Source organism: Streptomyces doebereineriae (assembly GCF_031845645.1).
Taxonomy (GTDB): Bacteria; Actinomycetota; Actinomycetes; order Streptomycetales; family Streptomycetaceae; genus Streptomyces; species Streptomyces canus.
The window spans coordinates 180126-202477 of sequence record NZ_JAVREZ010000011.1 but is presented as its reverse complement, the minus strand read 5'-3'; the positions used below and the strand labels follow the sequence as shown (position 1 = coordinate 202477).

The 22352-nt window shown below is 70.0% G+C and carries 20 protein-coding genes; 10 read left to right on the top strand and 10 right to left on the bottom strand.

What is annotated here, in order from left to right; all coding sequences use genetic code 11:
- Positions 1–16: 16 nt before the first annotated feature.
- A complete protein-coding gene (locus RNB18_RS29680) occupies positions 17–430 on the top strand; it encodes a DUF742 domain-containing protein (protein WP_062047279.1) in 414 nt (137 codons plus the stop codon).
- Between the two features lie 198 nt (positions 431–628).
- The gene (locus RNB18_RS29675) at positions 629–1231 is read left to right on the top strand and encodes a GTP-binding protein (protein ID WP_266524313.1); all 603 of its coding nucleotides are present in this window, start codon (positions 629–631) and stop codon (positions 1229–1231) included.
- 28 nt (positions 1232–1259) lie between these two features.
- Here RNB18_RS29675 and RNB18_RS29670 read toward each other — a convergent pair whose 3' ends face one another.
- Positions 1260–1688: a PPOX class F420-dependent oxidoreductase gene (locus RNB18_RS29670; RefSeq protein WP_311717192.1), complete on the bottom strand. Its 429-nt coding sequence runs from the start codon at positions 1686–1688 to the stop codon at positions 1260–1262.
- A gap of 94 nt (positions 1689–1782) precedes the next feature.
- Between RNB18_RS29670 and RNB18_RS29665 the strand changes: the two genes are divergently transcribed.
- Positions 1783–2196, top strand: a complete 414-nt coding sequence (locus RNB18_RS29665) for a roadblock/LC7 domain-containing protein (RefSeq protein ID WP_311717191.1) — start codon at positions 1783–1785, stop codon at positions 2194–2196.
- A 125-nt stretch (positions 2197–2321) separates the two neighbouring features.
- The gene (locus tag RNB18_RS29660; protein ID WP_311717190.1) at positions 2322–3206 is read left to right on the top strand and encodes a DUF6397 family protein; all 885 of its coding nucleotides are present in this window, start codon (positions 2322–2324) and stop codon (positions 3204–3206) included.
- Position 3207: 1 nt separating this feature from the next.
- Here RNB18_RS29660 and RNB18_RS29655 read toward each other — a convergent pair whose 3' ends face one another.
- Positions 3208–4074 carry an acyl-CoA thioesterase gene (locus tag RNB18_RS29655; protein ID WP_311717189.1) on the bottom strand — a complete coding sequence of 289 codons (867 nt, stop codon included), beginning with the start codon at positions 4072–4074 and terminating at the stop codon, positions 3208–3210.
- Positions 4075–4093: 19 nt separating this feature from the next.
- On the bottom strand, positions 4094–6607 hold the full coding sequence (locus tag RNB18_RS29650; protein ID WP_311717188.1) for a DEAD/DEAH box helicase: 2514 nt from the start codon (positions 6605–6607) through the stop codon (positions 4094–4096).
- Between the two features lie 145 nt (positions 6608–6752).
- On the opposite strand from RNB18_RS29650, the gene RNB18_RS29645 reads away from it, so the two are divergent.
- Positions 6753–7547, top strand: coding sequence for a metal-dependent hydrolase (locus RNB18_RS29645; RefSeq protein ID WP_311717187.1), 795 nt, complete (start codon positions 6753–6755; stop codon positions 7545–7547).
- A 23-nt stretch (positions 7548–7570) separates the two neighbouring features.
- Here the strand turns inward: RNB18_RS29645 and RNB18_RS29640 are convergent, their stop codons facing one another.
- The 4 genes from RNB18_RS29640 to RNB18_RS29625 all read right to left on the bottom strand — a co-directional run bounded on the left by RNB18_RS29640 (position 7571) and on the right by RNB18_RS29625 (position 12722).
- A complete protein-coding gene (locus RNB18_RS29640) occupies positions 7571–7831 on the bottom strand; it encodes a type B 50S ribosomal protein L31 (RefSeq protein WP_062051008.1) in 261 nt (86 codons plus the stop codon).
- Positions 7832–7909: 78 nt separating this feature from the next.
- On the bottom strand, positions 7910–8380 hold the full coding sequence (locus RNB18_RS29635) for a DUF5709 domain-containing protein (RefSeq protein ID WP_311717186.1): 471 nt from the start codon (positions 8378–8380) through the stop codon (positions 7910–7912).
- A 767-nt stretch (positions 8381–9147) separates the two neighbouring features.
- On the bottom strand, positions 9148–10929 hold the full coding sequence (locus tag RNB18_RS29630) for an ABC transporter ATP-binding protein (RefSeq protein WP_311717185.1): 1782 nt from the start codon (positions 10927–10929) through the stop codon (positions 9148–9150).
- Entirely contained in the window at positions 10926–12722 is a 1797-nt protein-coding gene (locus tag RNB18_RS29625; protein ID WP_311717184.1) for an ABC transporter ATP-binding protein, read from the bottom strand. Before RNB18_RS29625 ends, RNB18_RS29630 begins: the two co-directional genes overlap by 4 nt.
- Positions 12723–12902: 180 nt before the next feature.
- Here RNB18_RS29625 and RNB18_RS29620 point away from each other — a divergent pair, with 180 nt between their 5' ends.
- From RNB18_RS29620 to RNB18_RS29610, 3 genes are all read left to right on the top strand, one after another.
- The gene (locus RNB18_RS29620) at positions 12903–13628 is read left to right on the top strand and encodes a L,D-transpeptidase family protein (protein WP_311717183.1); all 726 of its coding nucleotides are present in this window, start codon (positions 12903–12905) and stop codon (positions 13626–13628) included.
- A gap of 56 nt (positions 13629–13684) precedes the next feature.
- Positions 13685–15304 (top strand): peptide-N4-asparagine amidase, encoded by a 1620-nt coding sequence (locus tag RNB18_RS29615; protein ID WP_311717182.1) that lies wholly within the window; start codon positions 13685–13687, stop codon positions 15302–15304.
- Positions 15305–15473: 169 nt separating this feature from the next.
- Complete coding sequence (locus RNB18_RS29610; protein ID WP_311717181.1) at positions 15474–16841, top strand: cation:dicarboxylate symporter family transporter; 1368 nt, start codon at positions 15474–15476, stop codon at positions 16839–16841.
- A 63-nt stretch (positions 16842–16904) separates the two neighbouring features.
- On the opposite strand, the gene RNB18_RS29605 is transcribed toward RNB18_RS29610, so the two are convergent.
- Positions 16905–17342: a MarR family winged helix-turn-helix transcriptional regulator gene (locus RNB18_RS29605; RefSeq protein ID WP_311717180.1), complete on the bottom strand. Its 438-nt coding sequence runs from the start codon at positions 17340–17342 to the stop codon at positions 16905–16907.
- A gap of 94 nt (positions 17343–17436) precedes the next feature.
- Between RNB18_RS29605 and RNB18_RS29600 the strand changes: the two genes are divergently transcribed.
- A complete protein-coding gene (locus RNB18_RS29600; RefSeq protein WP_311717179.1) occupies positions 17437–19272 on the top strand; it encodes an ABC transporter ATP-binding protein in 1836 nt (611 codons plus the stop codon).
- A gap of 62 nt (positions 19273–19334) precedes the next feature.
- Positions 19335–20183, top strand: coding sequence for an endolytic transglycosylase MltG (mltG, locus tag RNB18_RS29595; protein WP_311717178.1), 849 nt, complete (start codon positions 19335–19337; stop codon positions 20181–20183).
- 13 nt (positions 20184–20196) lie between these two features.
- Here the strand turns inward: mltG and RNB18_RS29590 are convergent, their stop codons facing one another.
- Positions 20197–21273 (bottom strand): NAD(P)-binding domain-containing protein, encoded by a 1077-nt coding sequence (locus RNB18_RS29590; RefSeq protein ID WP_311717176.1) that lies wholly within the window; start codon positions 21271–21273, stop codon positions 20197–20199.
- Positions 21274–21318: 45 nt separating this feature from the next.
- Positions 21319–22338 (bottom strand): ABC transporter substrate-binding protein, encoded by a 1020-nt coding sequence (locus tag RNB18_RS29585; protein ID WP_311717175.1) that lies wholly within the window; start codon positions 22336–22338, stop codon positions 21319–21321.
- Positions 22339–22352: the final 14 nt, after the last annotated feature.

The window sequence follows — 22352 nt, the reverse complement described above, 5'->3', positions numbered from 1 at the left end:
AGGGCGGTCGGCTCAGATGACCGAGGACATGGAGGGCGTCCCGTACGAACCGGGCAGCCAGTGGTACGACGGCGAGGCCGGGCCCCTCGTCCGCCCCTACGCGATGACGGGCGGACGCACCAAACCCGGCCCCACCGGGGTGCGTTTCGACCTGATCGCCCTTGTCACCCTGGACGTGGGCGCACCCGGAGCCGGCGACGACACGGCGCTCGGGCCGGAACACCGTGCCCTGATCGACCTGTGCCGTACGGAGACGCAGTCGGTGGCGGAACTCTCCGCCGGCGCCGACCTGCCCGTGGGCGTGGTCAGGGTGCTCCTGGGAGACCTCCTGGAACTCGGCTGTGTCACCGTCAGCCGCCCGGTGCCCCCCGCGCAGCTGCCCGACGAACGGATTCTGCGCGAGGTGATCGAAGGGCTCCGGGCGCTGTAGATGAACGTTCAGAACCACCGCGGTCCAGTACGGCACCGACTCGTGCACCCTTTGCGACACCGATCGGAAGCGAGTCGGTCACAACGGGCAATAAGCGGTCCAACCACTCGCAGCGGAGCTCCAGTTGTCATGATGCTGACTTCGCGACCCCCTACCGACGTCGCCGCCCGTTGCCGGCCCTCCCGAGAGAAGTGATCGATGGTCTCCGAGAACTCCGACGCCCAGGGCGACACGACCGCCCTCGCGCTGAAGATACTGGTCGCCGGCGGGTTCGGCGTGGGCAAGACCACCCTGGTGGGCGCCGTCAGCGAGATCAGGCCACTGCGCACGGAGGAACTGCTCAGCGAGGCTGGCCAGTTGGTGGACGACACCGATGGCGTGGACCAGAAGGTCACCACCACGGTCGCCATGGACTTCGGACGCATCACCATCCGCTCCGGCCTGTCCCTCTACCTCTTCGGCACCCCGGGGCAGGACCGCTTCTGGTTCCTGTGGGACGAGTTGTCGCAAGGAGCCCTGGGCGCCGTCGTCCTCGCGGACACCCGGCGCCTGGAGGACTGCTTCCCGGCCGTGGACTACTTCGAGCACCGGCACATCCCCTTCGTGGTGGCCGTCAACTGCTTCGCCGGTGCCCGCACCTACGGCGCCCACGACGTCTCGCGCGCTCTCGACCTCGACCAGGGCACACCCGTGGTGCTGTGCGACGCACGGGACCGTGACTCGGGCAAGGAGGTGTTGATCCGACTGGTCGAGTACGCCGGGCGGATGCACACCGCCCGGCTGCTCGACTCGGTGGGCTGATCAGGGCGGGGGCCCACTCACCGACACGTCACTCCGCGACGGCCTTCTCTGCCAGCACCCTGTCGATCTTCACGCGGACGAGGAGTTCTCCCGCAACGCCGTTGCGGGCTCCGAACTCCTCGGCCCGCTCCTCGCCCATGTACCGCGCCCCGATCCGCCCGGCCCAGTGCCTGACCTCGTCGAGATCCTCCGAGATCCGGGCCTGGCCCCGGAGCACCACGTAGTCGAAGGGCGGCCGGTCGTCGTCCACACACAGGGCGACGCGTCCGTCCCGCGCCAGGTTGCGCCCCTTCACGGTGGCCTTGCCGGTGTTGAACACCACGTCGTCACCGTCGAGTACGAACCAGATCGGTGCCACATGTGGGCTCCCGTCGGCCCGGACGGTCGACAACTTGCCGGTGCGGGTGCCGTGCGAGACGAACTCCCGCCATTCCTCATCGGTCATCTTCTGTGCCATGTCCCCATTCTCCTTGCCCCGTTGACGGCCGTGGGGAAGGCTTGTGTGGAGATCCTCCGGGCAGGAGGAAACGTCACACGGGGAGACGGGACACATGCCGGAGAAGCAGGGGCTCGGCTGGCTGCTGGACGATCTGACCGAGCGCGTCGACCATGTGCGGCACGCGCTGGTGCTGTCCAACGACGGGCTGGTCACGGGCGCCAGCACAGGGCTGCGCCGCGAGGACGCGGAACATCTCGCCGCCGTCTCGTCCGGGCTGCACAGCCTGGCCAAGGGCTCGGGACGCCACTTCGGCGCGGGCAAAGTACGGCAGACGATGATCGAGTTCGACGACGCGGTGCTCTTCGTGACCGCGGCGGGCACCGGCAGCTGTCTGTGCGTGCTCAGTGGCTCGGACGCCGACATCGGCCAGATCGCCTACGAGATGACGTTGCTTGTCAACAGGGTCGGCGAGCACCTCGACGTCGACGCCCGCCGGCCCGAGCGGAGCCCGGATCCTGACCTCTGACCTGCGCTTTCTTCGGTCCACGAGGAGTTATCCACAGGCTTGCCACACATCTCGCCCCACCGGCTACGGTTTTTGTCACGGCGAGCGCACACAGCGTGAGCGATGACTCCACGGGGAGAGCGACCATGTCGGGCAGCCTGATCACCCAACGCGTTCACCAGGCGCACACACCCAGCCGAGCCGCACGGGAACTGGGCCTCAAGCGAAGCGAGTTCGACCTCGCGGTGCACCTCGGGCAGATCCGGACCGTGCCCGATGAAGGAGGCGGGGGGCGACGCGTCACCGGCTCCGAGATCGACCGGCTGCGGGCGGCGGACGGTTTTCCCGACTCGCTGCTTCAGCGCGTGCGGGTCGTGGGCACCACCGAGGGCGCGAAGGTCATGGACATCCCTGCAGGCAGGTTCACCCGCCTGGCCCGTCTGGGCCTGTTCTCGCCGGTGAGCTTCTATCTGAATAGGTACCGCGCCGTGGTGTGGCTGTATCTCGCCGAAGAACTCGAGGAGTTCACGGCAGTCGAGGAGAACACCCCGTTGCTGACCGCACGCCGTATGCCCGAAGGGCTGCGCGACATGCTGGACGCGGGCGTGGACCTGCGGGCCCGCAACTGGCGGGGGCGCCACCGCGGATTCCTCCTGCGCCTCGCCGAGGACCCCTGGGAGAGCGCCGGGGCCCTCGCCGCCTTCCTCGACCCCGTCCAGATCGCGGAGCTGGTCCCCGACCCGTACGAGCGATCCCATCTGGGCCGTTTTCGGCCGGGACCACCGGCCCAGGGGGCACAGGGATCGCCCGCAGCGCACCTCATCGAGAAGATCATGACGGCGGACCACCCGGACGAGATCGAATGGCTCAGGACCGACCTGACCCGCGCCCTGGAGGACGCCCGGAGGTTCCGGCCCGCGCCGCGTCCCACGGCCCGGCGGACAGCCTCCACCCAGCCGCGGGACCTGTCGACGCCCCAGGAGGAGCCGACCCGCGGCCTGCTGGGCTGGCTCCGGCGCAGAAGCTCCTGACCTACAGCGGCCGGAACAACCCTTCCTGGACGACGGACACCAGCAGACGTCCCTCCAGGTCGTAGATCCGGCCACGAGCCAGACCGCGTCCGCCCGTCGCGATCGGCGACTCCTGGTCGTACAGGAACCACTCGTCCGCGCGGAACGGCCGGTGGAACCACATGGCGTGATCCAGCGACGCGATGTCGAAGCTCCGCGGGCCCCACAGGGGCTGGACCGGGATGCGGACGGCGTCCAGGAGGGTCATGTCGCTCGCGTAGGTCAGCGCGCAGGTGTGCACGACCGGGTCGTCCCCGAGCGGCCCGACCGCGCGCATCCACACCGCGCTGCGCGGCTCGGCGTCCTTGACCTCCTCGGCGCTCCAGCGCAGCCGGTCCACATACCGGATGTCGAAGGGCTGGCGACGCGCCATCCGCTCCAACTGCTCGGGCAGTTCGCCCAGGTGCTCCCGGATCTCGTCGCCGACCGTCGGCAGGGACTCCGGAGCCGGGACCTTGCGAGCGGGCGGCAGCTGGTGCTCGAAGGGACCTTCCTCAGGCTTGTGAAAGGAGGCGGTGAGATTGAAGATCGTGCGGCCCTGCTGCACGGCGGTGACCCGGCGCGTCGTGAACGACCGTCCGTCCCGCACCCGCTCGACCTGGTACACGATCGGTACGCCGGGCCGGCCCGGGCGCAGGAAGTACGCGTGCAGCGAGTGCACCGGGCGGTCGCCTTCCGTGGTGCGGGCGGCGGCCACCAGCGCCTGGCCCGCCACCTGGCCGCCGAAGACCCGCTGGAGGGACTCGTGCGGGCTTCGGCCACGGAAGATGTTGACCTCGATCTGCTCCAGGTCGAGCAGGTCGACGAGCTTCTCGGCCGGGTTCGTCATGGGTGGGATTCTCCTGTGCTCACAGCTGGCCGACATCGGTGACCCGGACGACCGCGCGGCCCTCCGCGTCGGAGGCGGTGAGGTCGATCTCCGCGCTGATGCCCCAGTCATGGTCGCCGTTCGGGTCGGCGAAAGTCTGCCGTACGCGCCACAGCCGGTTCTGCGGCTCCTCCTCGATCTGCAGCAGTTTGGGACCGCGGGCGTCGGGTCCGGTGCCGAGGTCGTCGTACTCGTCCCAGTACTTGTCCATGGCCTCGCCCCACGCGTCGGCGTCCCAGCCGGCCTCGGCATCCATCTCGCCGAGCTCCTCGACCTGGTCGAGGGCGGCGAGTTCGACGCGGCGGAACAGGGCGTTGCGGACCAGGACGCGGAAGGCGCGCGCGTTGGTGGTGACCGGCTTGACCTCGTCGGCCCTTTCCTGGGCCTCCTCGGCGGTCATCTCCTCGGGGTTGGCGAGCTGCTCCCACTCGTCCAGGAGGCTGGAGTCGACCTGGCGGACCGTCTCGCCGAGCCACTCGATCAGGTCCTGCAGATCCTCGGACTTGAGGTCGTCCGGGATGTTGTGGTCGAGCGTCTTGTAGGCGCTTGCGAGGTAGCGCAGGACAATGCCCTCGGTGCGTGCCAGCTCGTAGAAGGACACCAGTTCCGTGAAGGACATGGCCCGTTCGTACATGTCACGGATGACGGACTTCGGGGAGAGGGGATGGTCGCCGACCCAGGGGTGGCTCTTGCGGTAGGTGTTGTACGCGTGGAAGAGGAGCTCCTCCAGGGGTTTCGGGTAGGTGATGTCCTGGAGGCGTTCCATGCGCTCCTCGTACTCGACGCCGTCCGCCTTCATCGCGGCCACGGCCTCGCCCTTCGCCTTGTTCAGCTGGGCGACGAGGATCTGGCGGGGGTCGTCCAGGGTGGACTCGACGACAGAAACCATATCGAGGGCGTAGGACGGCGATTCGGGGTCGAGCAGCTCGAACGCGGCGAGCGCGAACGTGGACAGTGGCTGGTTGAGCGCGAAGTCCTGCTGGAGGTCCACGGTCAGGCGGACGATGCGGCCACTGGCGTCGGGCTCGTCGAGCTTCTCGACGATGCCGCCGTCCAGCAGCGAGCGGTAGATGGCGATCGCCCGCCGGATGTGCTTCAGCTGCTGCCTGCGCGGCTCGTGGTTGTCCTCCAGGAGATGCCGCATCGCCTCGAAGGCGTTGCCCGGACGGGCGATCACCGACAGCAGCATCGTGTGAGTGACGCGGAAGCGGGACGTCAGCGGCTCCGGTTCGGAGGCGATCAGCTTCTCGAAGGTGTTGTCCGTCCAGCCGACGAAGCCCTCGGGTGCCTTCTTGCGGACGACCTTGCGGCGCTTCTTCGGGTCGTCGCCGGCCTTGGCGAGCGCCTTCTCGTTCTCGACGACGTGCTCGGGTGCCTGGGCGACGACGAAGCCCGCCGTGTCGAAGCCTGCCCGGCCCGCGCGGCCCGCGATCTGGTGGAACTCGCGAGCGCGCAGGGTGCGGACGCGGTTTCCGTCGTACTTGGTCAGCGCCGTGAACAGCACGGTGCGGATGGGTACGTTGACGCCGACGCCGAGCGTGTCCGTGCCGCAGATGACCTTCAGCAGACCGGCCTGGGCGAGCTTCTCCACCAGCCGCCGGTACTTGGGCAGCATGCCGGCGTGATGGACGCCGATGCCGTGCCGTACGTAACGGGAGAGGTTGCGGCCGAACTTGGTGGTGAAGCGGAAGTTGCCGATCAGGTCGGCGATCTTGTCCTTCTCCTCGCGCGAGCACATGTTGATGCTCATCAGCGCCTGCGCCCGCTCCACCGCCTGCGCCTGCGTGAAGTGCACGATGTAGACAGGCGCCTGCTTGGTCTCCAGGAGCTCCGTGAGGGTCTCGGTGAGCGGGCTGAGCTTGTACTCGTAGGAGAGCGGCACGGGGCGGGTCGCCGAGCGGACCACCGACGTGGGCCGGTTGGTGCGCCGGGTCAGGTCCTTCTCGAACATCGAGACGTCGCCGAGCGTGGCCGACATCAGGACGAACTGCGCCTGGGGCAGCTCCAGAATCGGGATCTGCCAGGCCCAGCCGCGGTCCGCCTCGGCGTAGAAGTGGAACTCGTCCATGACGACCTGGCCGACGTCCGCGCCCTTGCCGTCGCGCAGCGCGATCGAGGCGAGCACTTCGGCGGTGCAGCAGATGACGGGAGCGTCGGCGTTGACGGATGCGTCGCCGGTCAGCATGCCGACGTTCTCCGTGCCGAACATCTTGCACAGCTCGAAGAACTTCTCCGACACGAGCGCCTTGATGGGCGCGGTGTAGAAGGTGACCTCGTCACGGGCGAGGGCGGCGAAGTGCGCACCCGCCGCGATCATGCTCTTGCCGGAGCCGGTGGGCGTCGACACGATCACGTTCGCGCCGGAGACCACCTCGATCAGCGCCTCCTCCTGATGGGGGTAGAGCGTCAGCCCCCGCTCCTCGGCCCACGACTCGAAGGCTTCGTAGAGGGCATCGGGGTCGGCGGTCGGCGGCAGCTGATCGATGAGGGTCACCCACCCATCTTGCCTGCCCGGATGCCCGATGGGGGAATCGGATGCGAGTGGGAAGATCATGACCAGTACGCTGTGTCGCCGACGGAGCGTCAGCGCAGCCGGTCAACTGGACAGTGGCACACGAGGAATGGGGCGGGCAACGCCGATGATGGGACCAGCACACTCACTGTCGGGCGCCGCGGCCTGGCTGGGCGTAGGAGCGGCAGCCGCCGCCACGGGGCACACCATGCCGTGGCCCGTACTGCTGGCCGGAGCCCTGATCTGCGCGGGCGCCGCGCTCGCTCCCGACCTCGACCACAAGGCGGCCACGATCTCGCGGGCCTTCGGGCCGATCTCGCGGGGCCTGTGCGAGATCGTCGACAAGCTTTCGTACGCCGTCTACAAGGCCACCAAGAAGCAGGGCGACCCGCGTCGCTCCGGTGGACACCGCACGCTCACCCACACCTGGCTGTGGGCCGTGATGATCGGCGCGGGCTGCTCGGTGGCAGCGATCACGGGCGGCCGCTGGGCGGTCCTGGCGCTCCTGTTCGTGCACATGGTGCTGGCCATCGAGGGCCTGCTGTGGCGGGCGACCCGGGGCTCCAGCGCCGACGTCCTGGTCTGGCTGCTGGCCGCGACCAGCGCGTGGATCATAGCGGGTGTTCTGGACAAGCCGGGCAACGGCTCGGACTGGCTGTTCACGCAGCCGGGCCAGGAGTACCTGTGGCTGGGGCTGCCGGTCGTGCTGGGCGCGCTGGTGCACGACATCGGGGACGCGCTGACGGTCTCCGGCTGCCCGGTCCTGTGGCCGATCCCGGTGGGCCGCAAGCGCTGGTACCCGATCGGCCCGCCGAAGTTCATGCGGTTCCGGGCGGGCAGCTGGGTCGAGCTGAAGGTGCTGATGCCGGTGTTCATGCTTCTCGGGGGAGTGGGCTGCGCGGCGGCCCTCAACTTCATCTGAGGCCGGGCCGCCGGATTCCTCCGTCAGCTGCCCTGACCGGTCCCGCCTCCGTACCGCCGCTCGAAGGCGGCCACACGTCCCTCGGAGTCCACCGTCCGCGCCTTGCCGGTGTAGAAGGGGTGGCTCTCCGAGGAGATCTCCACGTCCACGACCGGGTAGGTCTCGCCGTCGTCCCACTCGATGGTCCGGTCGCTGGTGGCGGTGGACCGGGTCAGGAACGCGTAGCCGGCGGAGCGGTCACGGAAGACGACCGGGTGGTAGTCGGGCTGCTTGTCCTGCTGCATGGCTGCTCCTTCGGCGGTACGGGATGGGGCGTGGGCAGTGCGGTGGGCGGTGCGGGACCGGTCGGGCGGCCACGGCGGTCAGCCGGACAGGGGCTCCTCGTCGACGATGTGCATCGCGGCCTCCTCCGCGGACGCCGCGGCACCGTCGATGCCCACGTCCGTGGCGATCAGCGCGCTCTCCTCGTCCTCGTGGGCCCCTTCATCGGGGGCCACGAGACGGCCGGAGCGCATCGCGCCGACCTCGTTGTCCAGGAGCTCGCCGTCGGAGCCGTCGCAGTCACCGATGCCGTCACCGTCGGCCGGCGCGAGGTCGGGCCTCTCCTCCGCGAGCCGTTGGTCCAGCGTCTCGCCCCGTCGGCGCTCCGCGGCCGTCACACCGCTGTGCTCCACCGCCCACGGTCGGTCCGGCGGGGACCAGCCGCGGTCGAGGGGGTCGCCGACTCCGTCGTCCTCCAGGGTGTCCTCCGCGTCGAGCAGACCCGCGTCGTCCTGGATCTCGGAGCCGTCGGGCTGGTAGACGTCGTCTCCCCATCCGTCGGAGCTGTCCACGGGTACCTCCAGGTGAAGGGGACGGACCCGGTCCTCCCGCGGCCCGGGGCGGACCACGGACTCACGGGGCACTTGCCGCGCCCGCCGTCGAACGATGCCGTCCGCGGGCGCTCCCAGAGCCGGTGCTGCTGTCCAGCCTTCCACCCCCCTTCGGGACGGCGCAACGCCACGGGGGCGCTGCGCTGGCTGGAGCGGTGGTTGGAGGGGGCCGGGGTGTGGGTTGGGCCGGTCGTTGGAGGGGGCCGGAGTCTGGGTTGGGCCGTTGTTGGAGGGGTCGAAGGTGGGGGTTGGGCCGTTGTTGGAGGGGCCGGTGTGTGCTGGAGCGGCCGGTCGGAGGGGGCTGGGTCTGGGCTGGGCCGGCGTGTGCGCTGGGTTCGCCGGTGGAGTGGGTCGGGGTGCGGGCTGGACTGGTCGTCGGAGGGGCCAGGGTGTGCGCTACGGGCGGGGTATGTGGGCTGGGCCGGCCGATGGAGGGCCCGGGGTTCTGGGTGCGGCCGGAGGGCGGCTGGCCGGGCCCGCCCCCCTGCCGACCCCACAGCGGCCCCGCGAGACTGCGCCAGCCGCCAGCCGCCAGCCGCCAGCCGCCAGCCGCCAGCCGCCAGCCGCCGAGCCGCCGGGGTCCTGGAACTCAGGGCCCAAGGGCCCCGAACCTCAGCGGCCCAGCCGACCTCCCACCCAGTCGACACCCCGGGCACCCCCGGCACTCACACACTCGCACTCCCAGGCACCTGCACCCACGCCCCCTCACCCGTACCCACCCCCACCCCTCACCCGTGCCACGACCTCCACAACGCCGCATACGCCCCGTCCGCCGCGACGAGCTCGTCATGGCTGCCCAGCTCGCTGATGCGGCCGTTCTCGACGACGGCGATGACGTCCGCGTCGTGGGCGGTGTGCAGGCGGTGGGCGATGGCGACCACGGTGCGGCCGTCGAGGACGCGGGCGAGGGAACGTTCGAGGTGGCGTGCGGCCCGCGGGTCCAACAACGACGTCGCCTCGTCCAGGACCAGGGTGTGCGGGTCGGCCAGCACCAGCCGGGCCAGCGCGACCTGCTGGGCCTGGGCCGGGGTGACGGTCAGGCCGCCCGAGCCGACCTCGGTGTCCAGACCCTCGTCGAGCGCCCCCGCCCACCCGTCCGCGTCGACCGCGCCGAGGGCCGCCCAGAGCTCGGCGTCCGTGGCGTCAGTGCGGGCGAGAAGGAGGTTGTCGCGCAGGGAGCCCACGAAGACGTGGTGCTCCTGGTTGACGAGGGCCACGTGCTCACGAACGCGTTCGGCGGGCATCCGGGACAGTTCGGCGCCGCCGAGGGTGATGCGGCCGTCCCGGGGCGCGTAGATCCCGGCGAGGAGACGGCCCAGGGTGGACTTGCCGGCACCCGAGGGACCGACCAGTGCCAGCCTGGTGCCGGGGGCGACCTCCAGGGACACCTTGCGCAGGACGTCCACGCCCTCGACGTAGCCGAAGTGCACCCGGTCCGCGTGCACGTCCCGCCCATCGGGAGCGAGCCCGGCGTCGCCACTGGACGGCTCGATGTCCCGGACCCCGACCAGCCGGGCCAGCGACACCTGGGCCACCTGGAGCTCGTCGTACCAGCGCAGGATCAGCCCGACCGGGTCGACGAGCATCTGCGCGATCAGCGCGCCCGTCGTCAGCTGGCCGACCCCGATCCAGCCCTGGAGCACGAACACCCCGCCGACCATCAGCACCGACGAAAGGATCATCACGTGGCTGACGTTGATGCACGGGAAGAGGACCGACCGCAGCCACAGGGTGTAGCGCTCCCAGGCGGTCCACTCCTTGATCCGCCGTTCCGACAGCTCGATGCGGCGGGCGCTCAGCCGCTGCGCCTCGACGGTGCGTCCGGCGTCCACGGTCTCCGCGAGCGCGGCGGCCACGGCGGCGTACCCGGCGGCCTCCGAGCGGTAGGCGGACGGCGCCCGCTTGAAGTACCAGCGGCAGCCGACCACCAGCACCGGCAGGGCGAGCAGCACGGCGGCGGCCAGCGGCGGCGCGGTGATCACGAGCCCGCCGAGCAGCAGCGCAGCCCACACCACGCCGATCGCCAGCTGTGGCACGGCCTCGCGCATCGCGTTGCCGAGCCGGTCGATGTCCGTCGTGATCCGGGACAGCAGGTCACCGGTCCCGGCCCGCTCCAGGACGCCCGGCGGCAGGCCGACCGACCGTACGAGGAAGTCCTCGCGCAGGTCGGCCAGCATGCGCTCGCCGAGCATCGAACCGCGCAGCCGCACCTCCCGTACGAACACGGCCTGGACGATCAGCGCGATCAGGAACAGCCCGGCCGTCAGCTCCAGATGGAGTTCCTTCGCCCCGTCCGACACCCGCTCGACGAGGTCACCGAGCAGCCAGGGCCCGACCATCGAGGCCACGACCGAGACCGTGTTGACGCCGACGAGGAGCGCGAAGGCGCGGCGGTGCCGGTGGAACAGTTCGGCCACGTAGGCACGTACGGTCGCGGTGGCTCCGACGGGCAGGGTGTTCGCCGTCGTCGGTGCCGCCGGGTCGTAGGCCGGTGGCGCCACGCCGATCATGCTGTCTCCTCGATCTCTTCCAGTTCGTTCAGTACGTCGTTGAGGGCGGCCTCTTCGTCCGTCTCGCGGGTGACGACCGCCCGGTACCGCGGTTCCTTGCGCACCAGTTCGCGGTGCACGCCGACCGCCGCGACCTCGCCCTCGTGCACGAGCACCACGCGGTCGGCGTGGTCCAGGAGCAGCGGCGAGGAGGTGAACACCACGGTCGTGCGCCCGGCCCGCAGGTCCCGCACCCCCTGTGCGATCCGTGCCTCGGTGTGCGAGTCGACGGCGGAGGTCGGCTCGTCCAGGACGAGCACCTCCGGGTCGGTGAACAGGGACCGGGCCAGGGCGAGCCGCTGGCGCTGGCCGCCCGACAGGGACCGTCCGCGCTCGGTGATGCGCGCGTCCATCGGGTCCTCGGCGCCCAAGGACCCCTGGACCAGGGCGGCCAGCACGTCCGCGCACTGCGCTGCCGCGAGCGCCTCCTCGGCGCCGACGTCGCCCGAGGCGGGCACGTCGAGCAGTTCGCGCAGGGTCCCGGAGAGCAGGACCGGGTCCTTGTCCTGGACCAGGACCGCCGTGCGCGCCGAACCAAGCGGCAACTCGTCCAGCGGCACCCCGCCCAGCAGCACCGACGTGCCCTCTTCCGAAGGGTGCCCGCCGAGGCGCTCGGCCAGTAGCCCCGCCGCGTCCGGGTCGCCGCACACCACCGCGGTGAGCCGACCGGAGGGGGCGAGCAGACCGGTGGCAGGGTCGTACAGATCCCCGGCCGGCAGGCCGTCCCCGGCCCTGTCCCGCGAGCCTTCGGCGGACATGGCCCGCTCCAGCGACAGCACCCGGGCGGCCCGCGTGGCCGAGGGCCGCGAGAAGGAGTACGCCATGGCGATCTCCTCGAAGTGCCGCAGCGGATAGGAAAGGATCATGACCGAGCTGTAGACGGCGACCAGTTCGCCGATCTCGACGCGGCCCTGCCGGGCCAGGTGGACGCCGTACCAGACGACCGCGATCAGCAGCAGTCCCGGCAGCAGTACCTGGATCGCGGCGATCAGGGACCACATCCGGGCGCTGCGCACGGCCGCGTGGCGGACCTCCTGGGAGGCTCTGCGGTAGCGGTCGAGGAAGAGTTCCTCGCCGCCGATACCGCGCAGCACCCGCAGACCGGCGACGGTGTCGGAGGCCAGCTCGGTGGCGCGGCCGGCCTTCTCGCGCTGGAAGTCGGCACGTCGGGTCGCCCGGGGCAGCAGCGGCAGCGCCGCGAGCGCCAGGATTGGCAGCCCCACGGCGACCACCACGCCGAGTTGCGGCTGGTAGACGACCATTCCGGCGCAGACCACGACGATCGTGACCGCCGCCGCGGTGAACCGCGACCAGGCCTCCACGAACCAGCCGATCTTCTCGACGTCGCCGGTGGAGACGGCCACGACCTCGCCGGCCGCCACTCGCCGGGTCAGCGCCGAGCCCAGGTTCGCGGCCTTGTGGGCCAGCAGCTGCTGGACGCGCGCGGCGGCCGTGATCCAGTTGGTGACGGCGGTGCGGTGCAGGAAGGTGTCGCCGAGCGCGCTGCCGATGCAGCACAGCACCAGCAGGCCGCCCGCGAGGGCGAGTCGGCGGCCCGAGTGGTCGACGACCGCCTGGACGGCCACGCCGACGCAGAAGGGCAGCGCGGAGATGGAGAGGAAGTGCAGCAGTCCCCAGGCAAGTGACTTGAGCTGTCCGCCCAGTTGGTTCCTGAAGAGCCACCACAGGAACCGGGAGCCCGAGCGTGCGTCGGGCACACCCGGGTCGGGATACGGAAGGTCTTGGATCTGCATGACGGTGACGTCCAGTGGCTCGTGTCAGGGGGGTGAAAGGGAGCCGCGCACGGCGGCTGCAAACCGTGAAAGGGTCGCGGCAGAGCGTGGTCGGAGGCAACAGGTTTTCCGCCGCGCCGTACAGAATTGGCTGCGTTCGCGGAATCGGCTTTCTCCGGGCCACGGTGCGACCATGGAGCGATGCGAGACGGAGGCGCACGACGTGCCGCGGTGACGACGACGCTCCTGGGAGCCCTGCTGATCCCCCTCGGAGGGTGCGGCGGTCCGGGCCCGGCAAGCACCGGCAACACCCACACCAAGGCCGCCGACAAGCCCGCGGACGAACCGACCCGCATCCCCGACGTCGGCGACCGCCTCCAGCGCCGCATCCCCGCCGCTTCCCGCCAGGTCGTCGTGGTCTACGGCGACGGCAAGGACTCCGCGGACGCCACCGTCGTGCTCTACACCAAGCACGGTTCCGCCTGGGACCGCGTCCGCGGCTGGCCCGCGCACAACGGCAAGAGGGGCTGGACCACCGGCCACCACGAGGGCGACAAACGCAGTCCCGTCGGCGTGTTCACACTCAGTGACGCGGGCGGTGCGCTTCCGGACCCCGGGGCCCGGCTGCCGTACTCGAGGTCCGCCGCCATCGCGGCCCCACGCTGGTGGCCCAGGTCCTACTGGCACGACTTCGACTACGTCATCGCCATCGACTACAACCGGATCGAGGGCACCCCGCCGAACAACCAGTCCCGGCCTCAGGGTTACGCCAAGGGCGGCGGCATCTGGCTGCACATGGACCACGGCAGTGGTACGTCCGCCTGTGTCAGCGTGTCCAGGGCGGCGATGCGGTATCTGCTGCGCACGCTCGATCCGGACCGGCATCCCGTGGTGGTGATGGGAGACAGGGCGGACCTGAGGGCCTGATGTCGCCGCGGGAGGCGGCATTGCGGAGGATGCCCGACTCGCCGTAGAACACGGCCATGAAGAGACGGATCGTCATGTCCATGCTCGCTGGGGCGACCCTCCTGGCGAGCACCCTGCTCGGGGCGACCCCCGCCCAGGCCGCAGAGGCTCCCTCCGCGGCGGCCCAATCCGCCGACCTCCCCGCCGAGTTCGGCACCGACTGGCACGACCCCATCACCGCGGCACCACCCGTCAGCAGACCTTCGGGCAGGTCCTGCCACGTCACGGTCGCCGAGGCGCAGTTCCGCGATTTCACCCCCTACACCGGCACCTACACACCGCCCGAGGGCTGCGGCGACCGCTGGAGCAAGGTTGTGCTGCGCATGGACGGCAAGGTCAGGGGACGGCAGTTCGACCGGCTCGGATATCTGCACATCGGCGGGGTCGAGGTCTTCCGTACGTCCACACCGCAGCCCTCGCCCGACGGTATCCAGTGGTCCGTCGAGAAGGACGTCACGCGCTACAGCGACACCCTTCGCTCCGGTCACGACGTCGAGATGCTCATCGGAAACGTCGTCGACGACACGTACACCGGGATCATCGACGTGAAGGTCACGCTCACCTTCTACGAGGGACACCAGGCCACGGCACCGGACCGGGTGCTGACCCTCGACGACAACACCCTCACCACCCCGCGCAACAGCGAGCGCATCCTCGCCGAGGTGTACGCCACCGGTTCGGGGGGCGGCTGCGAGGAGTACTGGTACCTGACGGTGCCGTCCCAAGCGCCGTACTCCTGCCGGGCCGACAACGGCCCCTACCGTGAGGTGCAGATCAAGGTCGACGGCCGACTCGCGGGGATCGCCGCTCCGTTCCCGACCGTGTGGACGGGTGGCTGGTCCAATCCCTTCCTCTGGTACGTCGTCCCGGGCCCCCGCGCCTTCGACATCAAGCCGATCGAATACGACCTCACCCCGTTCGCCGGAATCCTCAACGACGGGCGCCCGCACCGCGTGGAGGTCGCGGTCGTCGGCGTCCCCGAGGGGCAGCCGGGCTGGAGCACCCCCGTGAACGTCCTCGTCTGGCAGGACGCCAAGAGTGCGCGCGTCACCGGGAGGCTCACCACGCTCCAGAACGGCGACCTCGCCAACTCCTCGACCCACGCACCCGGTTCGGAACACCGCGTGGACACCGAGGGTGACCATCGGCTCACCGTCGCCGGATATGTCGACACCTCGCACGGCCGAGTCACGACCACCGTCCGCCGCTCGCTGGCGAACACGTCCACCCACCGCTGGGGCGACGATGAGAACCCCGACGCGCTCAAGGCGACCTGGACGGACGACGAGTCGGTCACCGTCGACGGTCGCGGACCGGTCCGCACCACCCGCGCCCACCGCACGTACACGATGGACGGCACGACCACCATCGGCGCGGGCGACCGGCTGCGCACCGTGCTGACCCTCGGTGACCGTGCAGAGGTCTCGGCGATCCGAGCGGGCCACCGCACGGCGTGGTCTCGGCTCGACGACACCTACGCGGGCGACGCCACGTACACGATCAACGTCCCGCGCGACCAGCGGCACGCGGTCGGCACGACGAGCGAGCATTATCGGATCCGCGGTTCGGCCGGCTGCTACGACCGTTCTCTCACCACCGCTCAGGGGGTACTGACCGGCGAACGCAGCGGCTGCTGAGGTCAGTTGTGTGCGATGCGTCACAGGCGGCGTGATTTACGCGGCTGAAACGCGACGGTCTTGCGCGTGATCAACGGCCCCTTCAGAGTGATCGTCACGGAAACCGCTTTCCGTATCGCAGAAGTATCCCCCATGCTTCTGCGCGTCCCCCGTCGCTCAAGGAGTGCCCGTGCCGCCGTCCGTCCCGTCCCCACGACGCGTCGCACACATACTGCGTACCTCTCTCTTCGCGCAGGTCGCCTGCGCGCTCGTGCTCGGCGTCCTCGTCGGAAAGCTGTGGCCCGGCTTCGCCTCGGACCTGCAGCCGCTCGGCGACGGTTTCACCCGGCTCATCAAGACGATCATCTCGCCGCTCGTGTTCTGTGTGGTCGTCGTCGGCATCGCGAAGGCCGGTGACCTGAAGGCGTTCGGCCGGATCGGGCTCAAGGCGCTGATCTGGTTCGAGGTCGCCAGCACCCTCGCGCTGATCATCGGTCTGGTCGCCGCCAACGTGGTCCAGCCCGGCTCGGGGATGCACGTCGACCCGGCCACGCTCAACACCGCCGCCGTCGACGCCAAGACGGGCGGCGGGCACCTTCCCTCGACGACCGAGTTCATCGTCAACGCGCTGCCCACCAGTTTCATCGGCGCCTTCGCCGAGAACTCCCTGCTCCAGGTGCTCATCCTGGCCTGTCTGGTCGGCGCCGCGCTGCTGCACCTCGGGCACACCAAGGTCCCGCAGGTGCTGCCCGCCATCGAGCAGGCCCAGGAGATCATCTTCGCGGTCGTGGGCTTCGTGATGCGCCTCGCGCCGATCGCGGTGTTCGGCGCGATGGCAGTCCTGATCGGCCAGTACGGCCTCGGCGTCATCGAGACCTACGCCAAGCTGATCGTCCTGTGCTACGCGGCCGCCGCCCTGTTCATCGTGCTGCTCGCCGTCGCGCTCAAGGCGGTCACCGGGCTCAGCCTCTGGAAGTTCCTGCGCTACATCCGCGAGGAGATGCTCCTCGCGCTCGGCACCGCGTCCACCGAGTCCGTCATGCCACGCGTGATGCAGAAGCTGCGCAAGGCCGGCGCCCGCGACGACGCGGTGGGCCTGGTGCTGCCCACCGGCTACTCCTTCAACCTCGACGGCGCCTCGCTCTACCTCTCCATCGGCACGCTGTTCATCGCCCAGGCGGTCGGTGTCGACCTCAGCCTGAGCCAGCAGATCACCGTGGTCCTGGTGCTCATGCTGACCAGCAAGGGCATGGCGGGCATCCCGGGCTCGGCCTTCCTCGCCCTGTCCGCCACGGCGTCCTCGCTGGGTGCCATCCCCGCCGGGGCCGTCGCCCTGCTCCTCGGCGTGGACCGCATCATGGACTCGATGCGCGTCGTGACGAACCTGCTCGGCAACTGCGTCGCCGTCTTCGCGGTCTCCCGCTGGGAGGGGGCGCTGGACATCGAGCGGGCGAAGAAGGTGCTGGGCGGCGAGACCGTCGAGCCCGCCGCGGAGGAGCAGCCCGCCGACGTACCGGCAGGAACCACCAAGGAGCCGGCGGTCTCCGAGGCCGGCTGACCGGCGTTCGCGAACGGACCGCGGCCACCGCTCCAGGGTTACGGAGCGGTGGCCGCGGTCTGTTCAGCCGTGTGTGTCCACCAGGGTGTCCAGGAGCTCGCCGAGCGCCCGGCGCTGCTCGTCCGTCAGAGGAGCGAGGATCTCCTCCGCGGCCGCCCTGCGTACGGCGTGCAGTTCCTGAAGAACCTTCACCCCGTCGTCGGTCAGCTCGATGCGGATCACCCGGCGATTGGCCGGATCGGGCACCCGGCGCACCTTGCCGCTCGCTTCCAGCCCGTCCACGAGCGTGGTCACCGCGCGCGGCACCACCTCCAGCCGCTCCGCGAGATCGGCCATGCGCGGTGGCGTCTCCCAGTGCGCGAGGGTGCGCAGCAGTCGGGACTGGGCCGGAGTCACGCCGAGACCGCGCTCATGAAGCTGACGCTTCTGGATGCGGTGCACCCGGCGCGTGAGCCTGAGCAACTGCTCGGCGAGCAGGCTGTCGGAATCGGGCATGTTCATGCGGGAACAATATCAGGACCTTATTCATTGTGAGCGTAGGTAACAATGAGCTAGGCTCCGCTGATCCTCACCATCTCACCCTCCGTAGGAGACCATGCCCCGCGATCACATCGACTGGACCCCCACCCCAGGCACCTCGACCGACCAACCGCGTCAGGTGCGCCGCATCCTCCGGCTCTTCAAGCCCTACCGCGCCAAGCTCGCCGTGGTCGGCCTGCTGGTCGGCGCCTCCTCCCTCGTCACCGTGGCCACCCCGTTCCTCCTGAAGGAAACGCTGGACGTGGCCATCCCCGAGGGCCGCACCGGACTGCTCAGCCTGCTCGCGCTGGGCATGATCCTCAGCGCCGTCCTCACCGGTATCTTCGGCGTCCTGCAGACCCTGATCTCCACGACGGTCGGCCAGCGCGTCATGCACGACCTGCGCACCGCGGTCTACGGCCGCCTCCAGCGCATGTCGCTCGCGTTCTTCACCCGCACCCGCACCGGCGAGGTGCAGTCGCGCATCGCCAACGACATCGGCGGCATGCAGGCCACGGTCACGTCGACCGCCACGTCCCTGGTCTCCAACCTGACCAGCGTCATCGCCACGATCGTCGCGATGATCGCCCTCGACTGGCGCCTGACCGTCGTCTCGCTGCTGCTGCTTCCGGTGTTCGTGTGGATCAGCCGCCGGGTCGGCAAGGAACGCAAGAAGATCGTCACTCAGCGCCAGAAGCAGATGGCCGCGATGGCGGCGACCGTCACCGAGTCGCTCTCCGTCAGCGGCATCCTGCTCGGCCGCACGATGGGCCGTTCCGACTCGCTCACCCGGTCCTTCGCCGACGAGTCCGAGGGCCTGGTCGACCTCGAAGTGCGGTCGAACATGGCCGGCCGCTGGCGCATGGCCGTCATCGGGATCGTCATGTCCGCGATGCCCGCCATCATCTACTGGACCGCCGGCTTCGCCCTCCAGACGGGCGGCCCGGACATCTCCATCGGCACCATCGTCGCCTTCGTCTCGCTCCAGCAGGGCCTGTTCCGTCCGGCCGTGAGCCTCCTGTCGACCGGCGTCCAGATCCAGACCTCGCTCGCGCTCTTCCAGCGCATCTTCGAGTACCTCGACCTGCCGATCGACATCACCGAGCGGGAGGACCCGGTCCACCTCGACCGCGTCAAGGGCGAGGTCCGCCTGGAGGGCGTGGAGTTCCGATACGACAGCGAGGATCAGCGCGGCCCCATCCTCGGCGGCATCGACATCGACGTCCCCGCGGGCAGCAGCCTCGCGGTCGTCGGCCCGACCGGCGCCGGCAAGTCCACGCTCGGTTATCTCGTCCCGCGCCTCTACGACGTGACGGGCGGCCGGGTCACCCTCGACGGGGTCGACGTCCGCGACCTCGACTTCGACACCCTTGCGCGCGCCATCGGGGTCGTCTCCCAGGAGACGTACCTCTTTCACGCCTCGGTCGCCGACAACCTCCGCTTCGCCAAGCCGGACGCGACCGACGAGGAGATCGAGCAGGCGGCGCGGGCGGCCCAGATCCACGAGCACATCGCCTCGCTGCCGGACGGGTACGACACGGTCGTCGGCGAGCGCGGGCACCGGTTCTCCGGCGGTGAGAAGCAGCGCCTGGCGATCGCACGGACCATTCTGCGAGACCCGCCCGTCCTCATCCTGGACGAGGCGACCAGCGCGCTGGACACCCGGACCGAGCACGCCGTGCAGGAGGCCATCGACGCGCTCTCGGCCAACCGCACCACGCTCACCATCGCGCACCGCCTGTCCACCATCCGCGATGCCGACCAGATCGTGGTCCTCGACTCCGGCCGGGTGGCCGAACGCGGCACGCACGAGGAACTGCTGGAACAGGACGGGCGGTACGCGGAGCTCGTACGCCGGGACGCCCGACTGGACCCGGCACACGGGGACGCGCAGCTGGAACCGACCAGCTGAACCGAATCCGACAAGCCGAAGATATGCCTGGTTTATGAGGATATGCGGGTTACCGTGCCCGCATGCACATGAACACTCCGCCACGGAGCACGATTCGACTGACGCGCCGGGGCCGACTCGCCCTCATCGCGACCGGAGCCGTCGTGGCAGGCACCGCCGTGGCGGTACCGCTGCTGAGCCTGGAGAGCGAGGGGGAGAAGAAGCCCACCACGCTGGTGATCCCGGAGGGCTGGCGGGCCGGGCAGGTCTACGACGCCGTGGACAAGGCCCTCGCCCAGCCCCCGGGCACCGCCAAGAAGTCCCTGGCCAAGGTGCACCTCAAGCTGCCCAACGAGGCGGAGGGCAACCCGGAGGGTTACCTCTTCCCGGCGACGTATCCGCTGGAGCGCAACGGGAGGAAGACGACGCCCGAGGCGCTGCTCTCGTTCATGGTCGACACCGCGAACCAGAAGTTCAAGGGCGCCCCCGTCGCGGCCGGCGCCCAGCGCAACGCGATGAACGTCTACCAGGCCGTCACCATCGCGAGCATCATCCAGGCCGAGGCCGCGACCAAGGCCGACATGGGGAAGGTGGCCAGGGTCATCTTCAACCGACTGGAGCGCGGGATGCCGTTGCAGATGGACTCCACCATCAACTACGCGCTGAACCGCTCCACGCTGAGGACGACCAGCGCCGACCTCCGGATCGACAGCCCCTACAACTCGTACCAGCGCATGGGTCTGCCGCCGACCCCGATCGACAATCCGGGCGAGGAAGCGATGCGCGCGGCCATCAGCCCGCCCCCGGGGGACTGGCTGTACTTCGTGACGGTGAAGCCGGGGGACACCCGCTTCACGAACAGCTTCGAGGAACACCGTCGCAACGTGGCCGAGTTCAACAAGAACCAGCAGAAGTCGGCCAAGGCAGGGTGACTGTGACGGTACGTCAGACAGCGACGGATTCCGTCGTCAGCAGCCGCCTGATGTCGCGCACGGCCGCACGGCCCGCGCGGTTGGCGCCGATGGTGCTCGCCGACGGGCCGTAGCCGACGAGATGGATCCGCGGGTCGGCGACCGCGCGTGTGCCCTCGACCCGGATCCCGCCACCCGGCTCGCGCAGCCTCAGCGGAGCCAGGTGATCGATGGCGGCCCGGAACCCGGTCGCCCACAGGATCACATCGGCCTCCAGACGCCGCCCGTCGTTCCACTCCACGCCCTCGGGCGTGATCCGGTCGAACATGGGCTGCCGGTCCAGGACCCCGTCCGTGATCGCCTGCCGGACCGCGTCGTTGAGCGGAAGGCCGGTCACGGACACCACGCTCTTCGGCGGCAGCCCCTGCCGTACCCGCTCCTCGACGAGCGCCACGGCCTCCCGGCCGACGTCCTCGCTGAAGGGGCCCTCGCGGAAGACGGGTTCACGCCTGGTCACCCACGTGGTGGCGGCCGCGTACGGGGCGAGCTCCATGAGGTGCTGGGTGCCGGACGCGCCCCCGCCCACCACGACCACGCGCAGCCCGGCGAAGGCCTCGGGTCCCGGGTACTGCGCGGTGTGCAACTGCCGCCCCCGGAAGGTCTCCTGGCCCGGATAGCGCGGCCAGAAAGGCCGGTCCCAGGTGCCGGTGGCGTTGATCAGCGCCCGGGTCGACCAGGCCCCGTCCGAGGTTTCGACGAGCAGCCGCCCGTCGTCGCCCTCGCGTACGGCACGGACGTCGACGGGGCGCCGTACCCGAAGGTCGAAAGTGCGCTCGTACGCCGTGAAGTACTCGGCGATCACCTCCGACGACGGCCGCTCCGGATCGGCGTCCGTGAGTTCCATCCCCGGCAGCGCGTGCATGCCGTGGACCTTGCCGTACGTCAGCGAGGGCCACCGGAACTGCCAGGCGCCGCCGGGGGCGGGGGAGTGGTCCAGCACCACGAAGTCGCGCTCCGGCTCGAAACCGGTGCGGCGCAGGTGATAGGCGCTGGACAGACCTGCCTGGCCGGCGCCTATGACGACTACCTCGACCTCGCGGAAGTTGTTCACCTTTCTACCAACGGTGCGGAGGTCCTGGATCTTCCCGCGGCCGTGTCAGTCCGTTTCCGAGGGGCGGGGTGTGGTGGTGGACGGCGGGAGGTCGCCGTTGAACCGCGCATCGGTGAAGTCGCCGAAGTCGACCTTGCGGGGGATGAGCTTCAGCCCGGTGAAGGTGTCCGCGATCTCCTGTTCGGAGGCGATGAGCCGCTGGTCCACCGCCACCGCGACCCGGGTGGTGTACGTGCGCTTCACCGCGGCCAGCGCCACGTCCTCGGGCAGCCCCGTCTCCTTCGCCCAGACCTTCGCCCACTCCGGCTCGTGGGAGTAGACCCACTTGTAGGCGCGTCGCAGCCGCTCCAGGTAGTCGTTGATCGCGGCGACCTTCTTCTTGTCCTTCAGCGCGCTCGGCGCCGCCACCTGGAAGGTCAGACCGTTGGTGATGCCGTCCCCGGTGGTCAGCACACGACCCTGCTTCGCCTGGAGTATCTGCGAGGTGTACGGGTCCCACACCGCCCACGCGTCGACCTTGCCGGAGGTGAACGCGGCCAGGGCGTCGGCCGGTTGGAGGTACTTGACCTTCACGTCACCCAGACCGAGCCCGGCCTTCCTGAGGGAGGCGACCAGTTGGTAGTTGGCGGACGAACCCTGCGCCACGGCGACGGACTTGCCCTTCAGCTGCGCCGGACCGGTCAGCTTTGAGTCGTTCGGTACGAGGATGGCGTCCCCCTTGGACGTACCGTGCCAGGCCGCCACCACCGTGATCTTCGAGTCGGCGCCGGCCGCGAACACCGGCGGGGTGTTGCCGACGCCGCCGATGTCGACGGCCTTGGCGTTGACGGCCTCCAGAAGGGGCGGGCCGGAGGTGAAGGTCGACCACTTGATCTTGTAGTCGAGGTTGTCGAGCTCCCCGGCGGCGCGCAGGATCGCCTCCGAACCACCCTTCTGGTCACCGACGTTGAGCGTGAGGGAGCCCTTGCCGTCGGTGTCGGTGCCGGCGGACGCGTTTCCGCCGCAGGCGGTGAGCAGAAGGGCGAAGGGAAGGAGCAGTGCGGCGGGGGCGAGGCGACGTCGCATGGGGATCCGTTCTG

Bases quoted from the DNA above. Each gene is read 5' to 3' on its own strand.
- RNB18_RS29680 (WP_062047279.1), top strand. From the start codon at position 17: ATGACCGAGGACATGGAGGGCGTCCCGTACGAACCGGGCAGCCAGTGG.
- RNB18_RS29675 (WP_266524313.1), top strand. From the start codon at position 629: ATGGTCTCCGAGAACTCCGACGCCCAGGGCGACACGACCGCCCTCGCG.
- RNB18_RS29670 (WP_311717192.1), bottom strand. From the start codon at position 1,688: ATGGCACAGAAGATGACCGATGAGGAATGGCGGGAGTTCGTCTCGCAC.
- RNB18_RS29665 (WP_311717191.1), top strand. From the start codon at position 1,783: ATGCCGGAGAAGCAGGGGCTCGGCTGGCTGCTGGACGATCTGACCGAG.
- RNB18_RS29660 (WP_311717190.1), top strand. From the start codon at position 2,322: ATGTCGGGCAGCCTGATCACCCAACGCGTTCACCAGGCGCACACACCC.
- RNB18_RS29655 (WP_311717189.1), bottom strand. From the start codon at position 4,074: ATGACGAACCCGGCCGAGAAGCTCGTCGACCTGCTCGACCTGGAGCAG.
- RNB18_RS29645 (WP_311717187.1), top strand. From the start codon at position 6,753: ATGATGGGACCAGCACACTCACTGTCGGGCGCCGCGGCCTGGCTGGGC.
- RNB18_RS29640 (WP_062051008.1), bottom strand. From the start codon at position 7,831: ATGCAGCAGGACAAGCAGCCCGACTACCACCCGGTCGTCTTCCGTGAC.
- RNB18_RS29630 (WP_311717185.1), bottom strand. From the start codon at position 10,929: ATGATCGGCGTGGCGCCACCGGCCTACGACCCGGCGGCACCGACGACG.
- RNB18_RS29625 (WP_311717184.1), bottom strand. From the start codon at position 12,722: ATGCAGATCCAAGACCTTCCGTATCCCGACCCGGGTGTGCCCGACGCA.
- RNB18_RS29620 (WP_311717183.1), top strand. From the start codon at position 12,903: ATGCGAGACGGAGGCGCACGACGTGCCGCGGTGACGACGACGCTCCTG.
- RNB18_RS29615 (WP_311717182.1), top strand. From the start codon at position 13,685: ATGAAGAGACGGATCGTCATGTCCATGCTCGCTGGGGCGACCCTCCTG.
- RNB18_RS29605 (WP_311717180.1), bottom strand. From the start codon at position 17,342: ATGAACATGCCCGATTCCGACAGCCTGCTCGCCGAGCAGTTGCTCAGG.
- RNB18_RS29600 (WP_311717179.1), top strand. From the start codon at position 17,437: ATGCCCCGCGATCACATCGACTGGACCCCCACCCCAGGCACCTCGACC.
- mltG (WP_311717178.1), top strand. From the start codon at position 19,335: ATGCACATGAACACTCCGCCACGGAGCACGATTCGACTGACGCGCCGG.
- RNB18_RS29585 (WP_311717175.1), bottom strand. From the start codon at position 22,338: ATGCGACGTCGCCTCGCCCCCGCCGCACTGCTCCTTCCCTTCGCCCTT.